The 14,765-nt window shown below is 70.0% G+C and carries 14 protein-coding genes; 6 read left to right on the top strand and 8 right to left on the bottom strand.

The genetic code is table 11. The features are described from left to right. Window positions 1-159: 159 nt before the first annotated feature. A complete protein-coding gene (locus tag ACTWQN_RS31405) occupies window positions 160-681 on the bottom strand; it encodes a GNAT family N-acetyltransferase (protein WP_443207242.1) in 522 nt (173 codons plus the stop codon). A gap of 13 nt (window positions 682-694) precedes the next feature. On the opposite strand from ACTWQN_RS31405, the gene ACTWQN_RS31410 reads away from it, so the two are divergent. Then, entirely contained in the window at window positions 695-1,267 is a 573-nt protein-coding gene (locus ACTWQN_RS31410) for a helix-turn-helix domain-containing protein (protein ID WP_443207243.1), read from the top strand. A 243-nt stretch (window positions 1,268-1,510) separates the two neighbouring features. Here ACTWQN_RS31410 and ACTWQN_RS31415 read toward each other — a convergent pair whose 3' ends face one another. Further along, window positions 1,511-2,302, bottom strand: a complete 792-nt coding sequence (locus tag ACTWQN_RS31415; RefSeq protein ID WP_443207244.1) for an IclR family transcriptional regulator — start codon at window positions 2,300-2,302, stop codon at window positions 1,511-1,513. Window positions 2,303-2,518: 216 nt separating this feature from the next. Between ACTWQN_RS31415 and hutH the strand changes: the two genes are divergently transcribed. The 5 genes from hutH to hutI all read left to right on the top strand — a co-directional run bounded on the left by hutH (window position 2,519) and on the right by hutI (window position 9,734). After that, complete coding sequence (gene hutH, locus ACTWQN_RS31420; protein ID WP_443207245.1) at window positions 2,519-4,078, top strand: histidine ammonia-lyase; 1,560 nt, start codon at window positions 2,519-2,521, stop codon at window positions 4,076-4,078. A gap of 160 nt (window positions 4,079-4,238) precedes the next feature. Next, window positions 4,239-5,891, top strand: coding sequence for a urocanate hydratase (hutU, locus tag ACTWQN_RS31425; RefSeq protein ID WP_443207246.1), 1,653 nt, complete (start codon window positions 4,239-4,241; stop codon window positions 5,889-5,891). Between the two features lie 93 nt (window positions 5,892-5,984). Next, complete coding sequence (locus ACTWQN_RS31430; RefSeq protein WP_443207247.1) at window positions 5,985-7,187, top strand: allantoate amidohydrolase; 1,203 nt, start codon at window positions 5,985-5,987, stop codon at window positions 7,185-7,187. A 5-nt stretch (window positions 7,188-7,192) separates the two neighbouring features. Then, window positions 7,193-8,509, top strand: a complete 1,317-nt coding sequence (locus ACTWQN_RS31435) for a formimidoylglutamate deiminase (RefSeq protein WP_443207248.1) — start codon at window positions 7,193-7,195, stop codon at window positions 8,507-8,509. A gap of 55 nt (window positions 8,510-8,564) precedes the next feature. Further along, window positions 8,565-9,734: an imidazolonepropionase gene (hutI, locus tag ACTWQN_RS31440; RefSeq protein WP_443207249.1), complete on the top strand. Its 1,170-nt coding sequence runs from the start codon at window positions 8,565-8,567 to the stop codon at window positions 9,732-9,734. A 181-nt stretch (window positions 9,735-9,915) separates the two neighbouring features. Here the strand turns inward: hutI and ACTWQN_RS31445 are convergent, their stop codons facing one another. The 6 genes from ACTWQN_RS31445 to ACTWQN_RS31470 form a co-directional block, all read right to left on the bottom strand. Beyond that, window positions 9,916-10,038, bottom strand: coding sequence for a hypothetical protein (locus ACTWQN_RS31445; protein ID WP_443207250.1), 123 nt, complete (start codon window positions 10,036-10,038; stop codon window positions 9,916-9,918). Between the two features lie 217 nt (window positions 10,039-10,255). Continuing rightward, complete coding sequence (locus ACTWQN_RS31450; protein ID WP_443207251.1) at window positions 10,256-11,170, bottom strand: LysR family transcriptional regulator; 915 nt, start codon at window positions 11,168-11,170, stop codon at window positions 10,256-10,258. Further along, complete coding sequence (locus tag ACTWQN_RS31455; protein WP_443207252.1) at window positions 11,167-12,354, bottom strand: glycine C-acetyltransferase; 1,188 nt, start codon at window positions 12,352-12,354, stop codon at window positions 11,167-11,169. The genes ACTWQN_RS31450 and ACTWQN_RS31455 overlap by 4 nt, the downstream gene beginning before the upstream one ends. Further along, window positions 12,354-13,394 carry an L-threonine 3-dehydrogenase gene (tdh, locus tag ACTWQN_RS31460; RefSeq protein ID WP_443207253.1) on the bottom strand — a complete coding sequence of 347 codons (1,041 nt, stop codon included), beginning with the start codon at window positions 13,392-13,394 and terminating at the stop codon, window positions 12,354-12,356. The genes ACTWQN_RS31455 and tdh overlap by 1 nt, the downstream gene beginning before the upstream one ends. 158 nt (window positions 13,395-13,552) lie before the next feature. Beyond that, window positions 13,553-13,948, bottom strand: coding sequence for a hypothetical protein (locus ACTWQN_RS31465; RefSeq protein WP_443207254.1), 396 nt, complete (start codon window positions 13,946-13,948; stop codon window positions 13,553-13,555). Between the two features lie 590 nt (window positions 13,949-14,538). After that, window positions 14,539-14,715 (bottom strand): DUF6104 family protein, encoded by a 177-nt coding sequence (locus ACTWQN_RS31470; RefSeq protein WP_443207255.1) that lies wholly within the window; start codon window positions 14,713-14,715, stop codon window positions 14,539-14,541. Window positions 14,716-14,765 lie beyond the last annotated feature (50 nt).

Consider the following 14,765-nt stretch of genomic DNA (forward strand, 5'->3'; position numbering starts at 1 on the left):
CCCGCGAGCAGCAGGACGACCGCACCGGCCGCCGTGCGCACGGCGGCCGGGGAACACCGGCGACGCCACCACGAGTTCGTCGCGCGTCGGCACGGCGAAAACCGCGACGCCAGCTCCGTCGCGCTGCGCCCGCCGACTGGGAACCAGCCGCAGCGGAGTCTAGTGGGCTGCAAGGCTGCGCTGGAGCAGCATCGTGTCGAGCCAGCGTTCGTGTTTGTAGCCGACTCGGCTCAGCCGCCCGGCCTCGGCGAATCCGCGCTTGCGGTGCAGCGCTTCGGAGGCGGGGTCGCCGGTGGTGGCGACGATGGCGATGACCTCGCGGATGCCGCCCGCCGAGCACCGGGCGAGCAATTCGTCGAGCAGCGCCCCGCCGAGCCCGCGGCCGACGGCCCACGGCGCGAGGTAGATCGAATCCTCCACGGTGTGCCGGTAGGCGGGCCGGGTCTTCCACCGCGAGCAGTACGCGTAACCGGCGGTGCGTCCCTCTGCCTCGGCGAGGAGAAACGGCAGTCCCGCCTCGCCGAGGGCGGCGAACCGGTTCCGCCATTCGGCGAGGTCGGGGGCTTCGAGTTCGAACGTGGCGGTGCTGTTGGCGACGTAGTGCGCGTAGATCTCGGCGATGGCGGGGAGGTCCGCCGCAGTGGCCGCTCGCAGTGATTTTACTATAGAAGAATTTACCACTACTATAGCGTAGATGGACCTAGTGGCGCTTGGCAAGCGCGTTCAGCGGCTCCGCCGTGAACGGGACATGACCCTCCAGGAGCTCGCGGAGGCGTCTTCGGTGAGCGTGAGCATGCTCTCGGCCGTCGAAAGGGGGGACAAAGCACCCACCGTCGTGGTGCTCGACCGCGTCGCGGCCGGGCTGGGCATCCGGCTGGCCGTGCTGGTCGCCGAGCCCGACGACGACCGCGTCATCGTGCGCACCGCTGCCGACCAGGACGTCGTCGACGAGCCGGGCGGTTGGCAGCGCACCATCCTCACCCCGGTGGTGCCGGGGGTGAACTTCGAGTGGATTCGCTCAACGCTGCCGCCCGGGTGTGCCCCCGACGAGTACCCGCCCTACGCGGCGGGCTCGCACGAGTTCATCTACGCCGAATCCGGCACCGTGACGTTGACCATCGACCACCAGCGCACGATCGAGCTCAGCGCGGGCGATTCCATCTACCTGGCCGCCGACTGCACGCTGCGCTACGCCAACCGCACCGACCAACCGTGCACCTACTACGTCGCCGCACTGATCATGCGCCCAAGAGGCGCCAGACCGTGACCGCGCACGCGGGCTGGCGCGCAAGACCCTTCTCGTCCGGCAACTTCCGCTCGCCGCGACCGCTCGGGACTGCGCAACCGGTGTTCATGAATGCCCCTCAGCACGTTCGGTCTGTTCGTCGCGGATCTCGCGGACCGCGTTCGCCGCATCCTCGGTGCGCAATGCGTCCATGATCTCGTCAGGTACGTTCCGCAACTTCACGCTTGGCATGGCCCCGAAATGGCATGCGCGAGCGCCTTGCCGTCAGGCGGTGCGGCCGCTGATTCGGGTGGTCAGTTCGGTGGCGGTTTGGTGGACCTGGTCGGCCAGTTCCGGCCAGGTCCGGTCGCACGACGCGTTTTCCCCGCTGTCGCAGAAGTGGCGGAAGGTCACGCTGATGGCCGCGATCGGGCGGGCGCCGTGGTCGAACACCGCGCACGCCACCGAGGCGAAACCCGCGGTCACGAAGCCGTCTTCGACCGCCCAGCCGCGGCGCCGCTCCGCCGCCAGCAGCCGACGCAGCTCGGGCAGGTTCCGCGGGCCCCGGTCGGTGCGCTGCACGAACCGCTCGCTCGACGGCAGCAGCGCCCGCACGTGCGCGGCGGGCAGATGCGCGAGCATCGCGCGCCCGGACGCGGTCAACTGCGCGGGCAGCCGGACACCCACATCGGTGACCAGGGTTTGCGGCTGGGACGGGCGTTCCTTGATCAGGTAGAGCGACTCGCCGCCGTGCAGGACGCCCAGGTGCGCGGTGCAAGCAACCTGGTCCACGAGCCGCCGCAGCAGCGGTCCGGCGAGGCGTTCCAGGGGGTCGTGCCGCAGGTAGGCCGAGCCGAGTTCGAAAGCCGCCATGCCCAGCCCGTAGCGCCGCTCCTCCGGCAGGTGGATCACGAAACCGGCCGCGACCAGTTCGGCCAGCAGGTGGTAGGTCGTCGACCGGGGCAGGTTCAGATCGCGGGCGATGACCCCGGCCGACACCGGTCCGGCTCGGCCAGCGAGCACCCGCAGGATCGCCAGCCCCCGCCGCAGCGCGGGCACATCACTGCTCTGGCCCACGACGCCTCCTCGAACCTGTTGCCGGACCAGCCTCGCGTCGGACGCCGTCGGCGGACAACGGCAGAACTGTCCGGGCGACGTCTGAGGAACCCGAGGACGGTAATCCCGCGCAGGGCGCGCCGTCACCACCGCGCTCCGAACCAGGAGTCTGGCATCCCAGACGGTCTCACCCTATCCGGGCTTCTGCCGACCGCGCAGCAGCGCTGATATGGAGCTATGCAGGACAACGTGCTGAACGTCGGCCCGGAGCCGCTCGACCGCGATCAGGTGGTCGACGTGGCTCGTAACGGCACCAGGGTGAAACTGAGCCAGCTCGCTGAGCAGGGCATCGCCGCGACCCGCAAACACATCAACGCCCTGGCGGCCGAGCAGCGCCCCGTCTACGGCATCTCCACGGGCTTCGGCGCACTGGCGGTGCGGCACATCCCGAGCGATCGGCGCGCCGCCCTGCAGCAGTCCTTCGTGCGATCGCACGCGGCGGGCGCCGGTCCGGCCGTGGAGCCGGAGGTGGTGCGCGCGCAGATGCTGCTGCGGCTGCACACCATCGCAACCGGCCACACCGGGGTCCGCCCGGAGACCGCCGCCGCGTTGGTCGCGATGCTCAACGCGGACATCGTGCCCGTGGTGCACGAGTTCGGATCGCTGGGCTGCTCCGGTGACCTCGCGCCGCTGGCCGCCGTCGCCCTCGCCCTAACCGGCGAAGGCGAAGTCCTCGACGCCGCCGGGCATCCCCGCCCGGCCGCTGATGCGCTGGCCGAAGCGGGCATCGAGCCGGTGGTGCTCGCGGAGAAGGAAGGCCTGGCGCTGACCAACGGCACCGACGGCATGCTCGGCATGCTGGTGCTCGCACTGCACGACATCTCCGCACTGCTGGACGTGGCCGACGTGACGGCCGCGATGAGCGTCGAAGCACTGCTGGGGACCGATCGGGCGTTCGCCGCCGACCTCCAGCGGCTGCGCCCGCATCCGGGGCAGGCGGTTTCGGCAGCGCGGATGTCGGCGCTGCTCGCGGACTCGCCGATCGTCGCCAGCCACCGCGGCCCCGACTGCACGCGCGTGCAGGACGCGTACTCGCTGCGCTGCGCCCCGCAGGTGCACGGCGCCGCGCGGGACACCGTCAACCACGCCGAGACCGTCGCCGACCGGGAACTCGCCTCGGCCATCGACAACCCGGTGGTGCTCGATGACGGCCGGGTCGAATCCAACGGCAACTTCCACGGCGCTCCGCTGGCCTATGCGCTGGACTTCCTCGCCATCACCTTGGCGGACGTCGCCAGCATGGCCGATCGCCGCACCGACCGGATGCTCGACGTCGCGCGCTCGCACGGGCTGCCCGCGTTCCTCGCCGACGATCCGGGCGTCGACTCCGGGCACATGATCGCGCACTACACGCAGGCCGGGGTGGTCGCCGAGATGAAGCGGCTCGCGGTGCCCGCCTCGGTGGACTCGATCCCGACGAGCGCGATGCAGGAGGACCACGTGTCGATGGGCTGGTCCGCCGCGCGCAAACTGCGCCGCAGCGTCGACGGCCTGGTCACCGTGCTCGCCGTCGAACTGCTCACCGCTGCGCGCGCCCTCGACCTGCGCGCGCCGCTGCGACCCGGCCCGGCCACCGGCGCGGTCCGCGAACTGCTGCGCACCCGCGTACCCGGCCCCGGCCCCGACCGCCACGTGGCACCGGAGATCGCCGCCGCCGAAGACCTGATCCGATCCGGCGCCGTGCGGAATGCCGTCGCCGATGTCACGAAATCCGCAGTGGACTGGAGGGTGTCTTGAGTAGCCCTGTGTCAACCCCAGCCCTCCTCAACCGCACCTCAGGGGACCGTGACGCAAGCCAGCCACAAGAAACCACGCAACGGGAGATTCGTGCTGGACGCCACCACCACTGCGAATCGCGGAGAGGCGGGACTGTGAATCGCGGAGAGGCGGAACTGTCATGAGCCAAGCCCGCCCCGTGCGCGCCCCGCGCGGGACGACCCTGACCGCGCGCAGCTGGAGCACCGAAGCGCCGCTGCGGATGCTGCAGAACAACCTCGACCCGGAGGTCGCCGAGCGGCCCGACGATCTCGTGGTCTACGGCGGCACCGGCAAGGCGGCCCGCAACTGGGCGTCCTTCGACGCGATCGTCCGCGAGCTGACCACGCTGCGCGAGGACGAGACGCTGCTGGTGCAATCCGGCAAGCCGGTCGCGGTGCTGCAGACCCACGAGTGGGCGCCGCGGGTGCTGATCGCCAACTCCAACCTGGTCGGCGACTGGGCGAACTGGCCCGAATTCCGGCGCCTCGACGCGCTCGGCCTGATGATGTACGGGCAGATGACCGCCGGTTCGTGGATCTACATCGGCACCCAGGGGATCCTGCAGGGCACCTACGAGACGTTCGCGGCGATCGCGGCCCGCCGCTTCGGCGGCAGCCTGGCCGGCACGCTGACGGTCACCGCCGGGCTCGGCGGCATGGGCGGGGCCCAACCGCTGGCGGTGACGATGAACGAAGGCGTCGCCCTGGTCATCGAATGCAACCCCGAGCGAGCGCACCGCCGGGTCCGGCACGGCTATCTCGACGAGGTCGCCGCCGATCTCGACGATGCGGTCGAGAAAGCCATCGCGGCCAAGAACCAGCGGCGCGCGTATTCGGTGGCGGTGCTCGGCAACGCCGCCGAAGTGCTGCCGGAGATGCTGCGGCGCGGCGTGCCGGTGGACATCGTCACCGACCAGACCTCCGCGCACGACCCGCTGTCCTACCTGCCGCTGGGCGTCGACCTGGACGACTGGGACGACTACGCGGCGAAGAAACCCGACGAGTTCACCGAGCGGGCCCGCGATTCGATGGCCAAGCACGTCGAGGCCATGGTCGGATTCCTCGACGGCGGCGCGGAAGTCTTCGACTACGGCAACTCGCTGCGCGGCGAAGCCCAACTCGGGGGCTACGACCGGGCGTTCGCCTACCCGGGTTTCGTGCCCGCCTACATCCGGCCGCTGTTCTGCGAAGGCAAGGGCCCGTTCCGGTGGGCGGCGCTGTCCGGGGATCCGGCCGACATCGCAAAAACCGACCAGGCGATGCTCGACCTGTTCGGCGAGGACGAGCACCTGGCGCGGTGGATTCGGCTGGCTGGGGAGAAGGTGTCGTTCCAGGGGCTGCCCGCGCGGATCTGCTGGCTGGGCTACGGCGAGCGGGCCGAGGCGGGCCTGCGGTTCAACGAGATGGTGGCCGCCGGGGAGCTGGGGGCGCCGCTGGTGCTGGGCCGGGACCACCTGGACTGCGGATCGGTGGCCTCGCCGTACCGGGAAACCGAGGCGATGGCCGACACCTCCGACGCGGTCGCGGACTGGCCGCTGCTCAACGCCCTGGTCAACACCGCCTCCGGCGCGACATGGGTGTCGCTGCACCACGGTGGTGGCGTCGGCATGGGCCGGTCGCTGCACGCGGGCCAGGTCACGGTCGCCGACGGCACCCGGCTGGCGGCCCAGAAGCTGGCGCGGGTGCTGACCAACGATCCAGGCATGGGCGTGATCCGGCACGTCGACGCGGGCTACGAACGCGCGGAGCAGGTCGCCGCCGAGCGCGGCATCCGCACCCCGCTGGTCAGCTGAGCACCGGTAGGTGGGCGGTTTCACCGGGAACCGCCCACCCCGGACCGGACTAGTTTTGCCCCAAACCGGTGCAGTCAACGGGAAGGACCAGGTGTGGCGGGACCGAACGAGTTGTTGGCGGCCATTGGCTCGGTGGGCGCGGATCGGCACCGGGGCGGCTACTCCCGACACGTCTTCGACGATGCCGAACGGGAGCTGCGCGAATGGTACGTCGAGCAGGCCGAGGCGCGTGACCTGCGGGTCAGCACTGACCGCAACACCAACATCTGGGCGTGGTGGGGCGACCCGGGCGATGACGCGGTGGTGACCGGCAGCCACCTCGACTCGGTGCCCGGCGGCGGCGCGTTCGACGGCCCGCTGGGCGTGGTCAGTTCGCTGAGCGCCGTGGACATCCTGCGGGACGCGGGCTTTCGGCCCCGCCGACCGCTCGCGGTGCTGGTCTTCGCCGAAGAGGAAGGCGGCCGGTTCGGTGTGCCGTGCCTGGGCTCCCGGCTGCTGGCCGGGACCATCGACCCGGACCGGGCCGGTGCGCTCCGCGACCCCAGCGGGTTGACATTCGCCGAGGCCACGCGTTCATTCGGTGCCGATCCCGCCCGGCTGGGACGCGACGAGGAGGCGCTGCGGCGCATCGGGCAGTTCGTCGAGCTGCACGTGGAGCAGGGGCGCGGCCTGATCGACCTGGATCGTCCGGTCGCGGTCGCATCATCGATCCTGGCGCACGGCAGGTGGCGGTTCCGGTTCCGCGGCCAGGGCAATCACGCCGGTGCCACGCTGATCGCCGACCGCCACGACCCGATGCTGCCCGCATCACGGCTGGTCCTCGAAGCACGCAAGGCAGCGGTGGGCGTCGACGGTGGACGGGCCACGGTGGGCAGGCTGATCCCGAACCCGGGCGGAACGAACGTCATCGCCTCCACTGTGGACGTTTGGTTGGATGCGCGATCGCCCGACGACCGGTCCACGAAGTCGATGGTCGAAGACCTCTCCGGCCGCGCCGCGGAATTCGCTGCCGAGGAAGGCTGCCAGGTCGACGTGACCGAAGAGTCCTACGGCGCCACCGTGCACTTCGACACCGCGTTCCGCGACCAGCTCAGCAGCCTGCTCGACGACGCACCCGCCTTGCCGACGGGTGCTGGCCACGATGCGGGAATCCTCGCCGCCGAGGTCCCGACAGCGATGCTGTTCGTGCGCAACCCGACCGGCATCAGCCACGCCCCGGAGGAGCACGCCGAACCCGACGACTGCGCCGCGGGCGCGCACGCGCTCGCCCGAGTGCTGGCACACCTGGCGGGGTGAACCCGGTGACGACCTACTGGTGCGAATGGGCTTGGCTGCCGACGGGGCCGAGGCAGGGCGTGCTCTTCGACGTCGAAGGCGGCCGCATCACGGCGGTGGACGCCGCGCGAACCCCGCCGGAGCACGCCGGGCGACTGCCCGGAATGACCTTGCCCGGCATCGCGAACGCGCACTCCCACGCGTTCCACCGGGCGCTGCGCGGCTGGCACACCGGCGCCCGCGGCACCTTCTGGACCTGGCGGGAGCAGATGTACCAGGTCGCCGCGGCGCTGGACCCGGACAGCTACTACCAGCTCGCTCGCGGCGTTTACGCCGAAATGGCGCTGGCCGGAATCACCTGCGTCGGCGAGTTCCACTACCTGCACCACGCACCGGGCGGCGTCCGCTACGACGACCCGAACGCGATGAGCCGCGCCATCGCGCAGGCCGCCCACGACGTCGGGATCAGGCTCACCCTGCTGGACACCTGCTACCTGGCAGGCGGTTTCGACCGGCAACTGGACGGTGTGCAGCTGCGGTTCTCCGACGGCACGGCAGCGAACTGGGCCGACCGGATCGACGAGTTCACCGCGGGCAGCGATCGGGTGCGAATCGGTGCCGCGCTGCATTCGGTCCGCGCGGTGCCCGCCGAGGAGATCCCGGAAGTGACCGGCTGGGCGCGCAACAGCGAAGCCCCGCTGCACCTGCACCTCTCCGAACAGCGCGCCGAGAACGAGGCGTGCCTGGCGGCACACGGCTGCACCCCAACCCAACTGCTGGAGTCGCACGGCGCGCTGGGCGCCGACGTGACAGCGGTGCACGCCACGCACCTGGTCGCATCCGATGTGGCGCTGCTGGGCGGCAGCGGGACCGGGGTGTGCCTGTGCCCGACGACGGAAGCCGAGCTGGCCGACGGCATCGGCCCGGCAGCCGCGCTGCGCGCTGCCGGGAGCCCGCTTTCGCTCGGCAGCGACGGGCATTCGGTGATCGACCCGTTCGCGGAGGCGCAGGCCGTCGAGTCGTACCAGCGGCTGGACACCGAGACCCGAGGCCACTTCGCAGCCGACGAGCTGCTGGCGATCGCGACCGCCGCCGGGCACCGGGCACTCGGCTGGCCCGAGGCGGGCTGGCTCGGCGTCGGTGCGCGCGCCGACTTCGTGGCGATCGATCTCGATTCGACACGCCTGGCCGGTGTCGCGCCGGGGGCGGTCCCAGCTCTCGCCCGTGCCGACGACGTGCGGGTGGTCATCGCCGACGGTCGGCGCATCGTGCAGGACGGCACGCACCAGGCGATCGATGCCGCACGAGAACTCCGAGACGCGATCACCGCGCTGCGCTCGTGAGCGCTCGCACCGGTTCTTACCGCAATATCCACCCACGAGCGGGGGTCACTCAACGATGACAAGCACTGTTATTACCGGCATCGGCGAGCTGACGACGAACGACGACGAACTCGGCACGCTCACCGACGCCGCGCTGGTCATCGACGGCGACCGGATCGCCTGGGCCGGTCCCGCGGCCAGCGCCCCGGACGCCGACGAGCGCTTCGACGTCGACGGCCGCGCGGTCCTGCCCGGCTGGGTCGACAGCCACACCCACCTGGTCTTCGCCGGGGACCGCACCGCCGAGTTCGCCGCGCGGATGGCCGGAAAGCCCTACCAAGCCGGTGGAATCGCGGTGACGGTCCAGGCGACCCGCGCCGCGACGGACCAGGAACTGGCCACCAACCTGCGCAAACACATCGCGGAAGCCGCAGCGCAAGGCACGACGTGCGTGGAGACCAAAACCGGCTACGGCCTGACGGTCGCCGACGAACTGCGCGCGGCGAAGATCGCCGCCCAAGCCGACGAGGTGACCTTCCTCGGCGCGCACCTCGTGCCGCCCGGCGAGGACGCGGACACCTACCTGGATCTGGTGTGCGGGGAAATGCTCGACGCCGTGGCCCCGCACGTCCGCTGGTGCGACGTGTTCTGCGAGAAAGGTGCCTTCGACGCCGACCAGTCCAGACGCGTGCTGGAAGCGGCGAAGCGACGCGGGCTGGGCCTGCGGGTGCACGGCAACCAACTCGCGCCCGGCCCCGGCGTGCGGCTCGCTGTCGAACTCGGTGCCGCGAGCGTGGACCACTGCACCTATCTCACGGAGTCCGATGTGGATGCGTTGGCCAGCTCCGACACGGTGGCAACGCTGTTGCCCGCCTGCGACCTGTCCACCCGCCAACCGCTACCGGATGCACGTGCCCTGATCGACGCCGGTGCGACAGTCGCGCTCGCCTCCAACTGCAATCCGGGTTCCTCCTACACCTCGTCGATGGCGTTCTGCGTGGCGACGGCCGTGCTGCAAATGCGGATGAGCATCGACGAGGCGGTGCGCGCGGCGACCTGGGGCGGCGCTCGGGCGTTGCGCCGCGAATCGGGCGACGGCGCGGTCGGCGCGCTCCGCGCCGGTGCGCGAGCCGACATCCACGTCCTCAACGCCCCGAGCACGACCTGGCTCGCCTACCGCCCCGGCGCCCCCCTAACCCACGCCGTCTGGCGAGCGGGCGCACGGCTCGCGGCGCAGACCCCGTAGCGGCCGGACCGCTGCCGCGCAGTACCGATGACCAAGATCGCCGGATTCGTGGTCCCCGGAGCATTCGCGCCTTGAAACCCGAAGACACCTCGCCAACCCATCGAGGCGCCGCACACCGATCACGTGCCCCGCGCATACGTTGGGCTCCGCCAGGGGTGGAGTGACAGGAAGGTTCCCTTCCTCACGTCAGGCCGGGCAGCCGCGCAGTCGGATCTGCCGCCTGGCCCGGCCCGGTGGTGTGCACGAAGCCGTGCGGGAGCGCCGATGTGCGCGCATCGAAGCCCATGCCCGGTGCTCCGCTCATCCCTCAGAAAACCCGCCGATGGCTCAGACGACCTGGCGCACCGGGCCCGTCGTCATGGACGGAGACGTTCTTCGGAAGCGGTCGAACCGGAAGAAGCGAGACGCGGCCTCAACTGCCTTCGTCGAGCACCGGCAATGGCGCGTGTGATGACAGGAAGGTTCCCTTGCTCTCGTCCCGCGTCACCGGTGGCGCATCTTGCGGGGCGGCAGGCGCTACCTCATGAACGGGAGAGCGACTCGCGTTCTTTGTTCGCCAGTAGGGCGTCCAACACGACGCGGACCAGTGGGTGGTCTTCGCGGCCGCACTGGACGGCCGCGAAGACCCGGCGCGTTGGTGGCTTGCCCGCGACCGGTCGTGCGACCGCCCCCTGATCCGCGGCGATGGCCGTGCGAGGCACCAGCGCGACACCCGCACCAGCCGCGACCAGCGCCACCACGGCATGGAAATCATCGGACGTGTGCGTGATGTTCGGCACGAATCCCGCGTTCTCGCAGCACACCTGAGCCACCGCGCGGCACGGGTTGCCCGGCAGCGGCGCGATCCAATCGGCATCGCGGAGCTCATCGAGCGCGACTTCCGCAGCAGCACCGAGCGGATGCCGCGGTGGCAACACCACGTCGAACGGCTCGGCATACAGCGGAAACCGGCTCACCCGGCGCGCATCTGCCTGCAAGGTGGAGGTGTACTCCATCGAGATCGCGATATCGATCTCCCCGGCCAGCAACATCATCAGACTGTTGTGCGCCTCGGCATCGCGCACCAGCACCCGAACCTCCGGTGCCTTCCGGCGCAGCTCCACGATCGACGGCGCCACCACCTGAGTGATCGCCGAAGCGAAGGACGCCACCTCGACGGTGCCGACCGTGCCCACCGCGCACGCGGCCAAACTCGCCTCCGCGCGCTCCAACTCGGCAAGCACCGCCTTGGCGTGCTCGACGAGCAGCTCACCCGCCGCCGTCAGCCGCACCCGGCGCCCCTGCCGAACCAGCAGCGGCTGCCCGACCTCGTGCTCCAACGCGGTGAGCTGCTGCGACACCGCCGACGGCGTCAAGTACAGCTTCTCCGCCGCCGCGCGCACCGTGCCGTGGTCGGCGAGCGCGCGGAGGATCACCAGCCGCCGCGGGTCGATCACCGGGCGACGGTACCCATCCTGTCGCGGGCCGCGACGAACGCCGAAACCGCCCGCTCCACATCCTCAGCGCGATGCGCGGCCGACATCTGGGTGCGGATGCGGGCCTTGCCCTTGGGCACCACCGGATAGGAGAAACCGATCACGTAGACGCCCTCGGCGAGCAGCAGGTCCGCCATCCGGGCAGCCTCGGCGGCGTCGCCGATCATCACCGGGATGATCGGATGCTCGCCGGGCAGCAGATCGAAACCCTCCGCAGTCATCCGACGGCGGAAAAGCGCACTGTTGTCCCGCAGCCGCTCCCGCAATTCGGGTTGCGAAGCCACCAGATCCAACGCGGCCAGCGAAGCGGCCACGATCGACGGCGCGAGCGAGTTCGAGAACAGGTAGGGCCGGGAGCGTTGCCGCAGCAGCTCGACGATCTCGGCGCGCGCGGACACGTAGCCACCACTGGCGCCGCCGAGGGCCTTGCCGAGCGTCCCGGTGACGACGTCGACCTTGTCGGTGACGCCGAAGAGCTCGGGCGTGCCCGCACCCGTCGGCCCGGTGAATCCGACCGCATGCGAGTCGTCGACCATCACCAGCGCCGCGTGCTTCTCGGCGAGCGCGCAGATCTCATCCAACGGCGCCAGGTAGCCGTCCATCGAGAACACCCCATCGGTGACGACGAGTTTGCGCCGCGCACCAGCGTTCTCCCGCAGCAGCCGCTCCAGATCGGCCATGTCCCGATTCTGGTACCGGGCGCGACGCGCCTTGGACAGCCGGATGCCGTCGATGATGCTCGCGTGGTTGAGCTCATCGGAGATGACGACGTCCCGATCGTCGAGCACGGTCTCGAAAAGCCCACCGTTGGCGTCGAAGCACGAGCTGAACAGGATCGTGTCATCGGTGCCCAGGAACTCCGACAGGCGCCGCTCCAACTCCTTGTGCGGAGCCTGCGTACCGCAGATGAACCGCACCGACGCCATCCCGAAACCCCACTTCGCCAGCGCCCCTTCGGCAGCGGCGAGCAGCGCCGGGTGATCGGCCAGTCCCAGGTAGTTGTTGGCGCAGAAGTTCAACACCTCGGCATCCGCCACGCCAACCCGTGCGTTCTGGGGCGAGTTCAACACCCGCTCTTCCTTGTACAGGCCCGCAGCGCGGATCTCGGCCAGCTCGGCGCGCACGTCGTCGGCGATCGTGTACATCAGACGCAACCTTTCGCTGTCCAGTCGAGGATGACCTTGCCGCAGCGACCACTGCGGGCCGTCTCGAACGCCTCGGCATGCTGGGTGTACGGAAACCGGTGCGTGATCACCGGCCCCAGGTCCAGCCCGGATTCCAACAGCACCGACATCGCATACCAGGTCTCGAACATCTCGCGCCCGTAGATGCCCTTGACGGTGAGCATCTTGAACACTACCGAACCCCAGTCGAGGGCGAAGCTCTCGGCGGGCAGCCCCAACATCGCGATCCGGCCACCATGCGACATGTTCTCGACGATCTCCCGCAACGCCGACGGCTGCCCGGAGACCTCCATCGCAACGTCGAAACCTTCGCTCATGCCCAACTGCTGCTGCGCATCCGCGATACGGGTCTGCGAGACGTCCACGGCCAAATCCACCCCGACCCGACGGGCCAACTCCAGCCGGTGCTCGCTGACATCGGTGATCACCACGTGACGAGCGCCCGCGTGCTTGGCCACCGACGCCGCCATTAACCCAATCGGTCCGGCGCCGGTGATCAGCACGTCCTCGCCGACGACCGGGAAGCTGAGCGCGGTGTGCACCGCATTCCCGAACGGGTCGAAGATCGCCGCGATGTCCAGATCGACCGCGCCGCGATGCACCCAGACGTTCTGCTCCGGCAGCACCGCGAACTCCGCGAACGCACCATTCTGGTGCACTCCGAGCCCCTTCGTGTGCGCGCACAGGTGGCGGCGGCCCGCGAGGCAATTGCGGCACCTGCCGCACACCAAATGGCCTTCACCGCTGACGAAATCACCGATCTCGGCCTGGGTCACAGCGCTGCCGATCGCCACCACCTCACCGGCGAATTCGTGGCCGACCACCAGCGGGGTCGGCACGGTGCGCGCCGCCCAGTCGTCCCACGACGCGATGTGCAGGTCCGTGCCGCAGATCCCGGTGCGCATCACCCGCACCACGACATCGCCAGGACCAGGCGTCGGATCGGGGAGTTCGGCCAACTCCAAGCCAGGCGCGGGTGCGGCCTTCACCAGTGCGCGCAACGTGCCTCCGCTCTAGATGCTGCTTCGTCGCAACGGAGTTTGGCCCGCTGCGGGAGGGCCGGTCCATCTCGACTTTCTGCACTGACTGGTTAGCCCCGCTGCACAACGCACCGCGCCCCACCGCCTTCGACGAGTGGGGCGCGGCACGGTCAGGGGGCTCAGCGGATCCCGGCCATCCCGCCGGTCGGGTCGGCGCCCTGCTGGCTCGGCAGACCCAGCAGATCACCCTGGCCCAACTGGTCGTCTTGGCCCAGCTGGTCTTCCTGGCCCAGCTGGTCTTCCTGGGTGGACTCGTCCTGCTGACCTTCTTGCTCCGGCTGACCTTCTTGCTCCGGCTGGCCCAGCTGGCTTTCTTGGTCCTGCTGGCCCAGCAGGTCGTCCTGGCCGAACTGGTCCTGGTCGGATGACTGCTGGAAGCCCGCGATCGCTTCGGCGATCGCAGCCATAACCTGGTCTGGTTCCGGCGGCTGGGGTTCATCGGCCGCTGCGGCCGTTCCGGCCGCCCCAAACACGGCAAGGCCGGTGAGCAGGGTGCTGGCAAGCAGACGTCGCATGAAACTCCTCCGTAGTCGTGGTTGGCATTGCCACCGCAGAGGCGACCACACATCCGTCCCACTCGCCGGGTAAGTCACCCCGTAGTGGATCAATTCCCCAATTCCGGAACCCGCCCAGGGGAGCACCCCGGCCACGTCCGGAACACCGCAGATCCGCCCACGCGCCGACGCCGCAGCCAACCCCACGGCCCGGTCGCCAACAACCCCACCCGCCGACGCGGGCACGAGAACTCGAAGCAAGGGAACCTTCCTGTCACCAACAGCCGTGCGCGAGAGGTGAGAAAGGGAACCTTTCTGTCATCCACCGCCCAGCGCCGCCGGGTTCGAGACGCAGCAAGGGAACCTTCCTGTCACCGGACCGCCGCAGTGTGGGTGGCTGGTGCGAGGAAGGGAACCTTTCTGTCACGAAGCCGCGAAGGGGCGACGCGGAATGAGCCTTTCCGGTCGGCGACCGGGCTGGTGAATGAGTGGGAGATCCCGCAACCGGCCGGTCGGGGCTTCCTACCGGGGTGACAGCGGTTGGAAGGATGGGAACTTTCCTGTCATCGGGCTGGCCGGACGCTGGGCGGGCGAAGCTGCGATCAGGGCCGTTATTCGTCGTCGGCGTCGTCGCGGGCGAGGAAGGTGGCCAGCCGCTCGGTGGCGTCCTCGAACTCGGGATTGAGGTCAACAAAGGCCCGCATCCGGTCGGCGACCCAGGCCAGGGTGACCGCGTCGTCACCGCGACGGTCTTCGAGTTCCTCAATGCCGCGGTCGGTGAAATACACCGTGTCCTCCTAGTTTGTCCGTACTTGCCCAATGTGCTCAGGGTGGGCAG

Source organism: Saccharopolyspora antiqui, assembly GCF_052246905.1.
Lineage (GTDB): Bacteria > Actinomycetota > Actinomycetes > Mycobacteriales > Pseudonocardiaceae > Saccharopolyspora.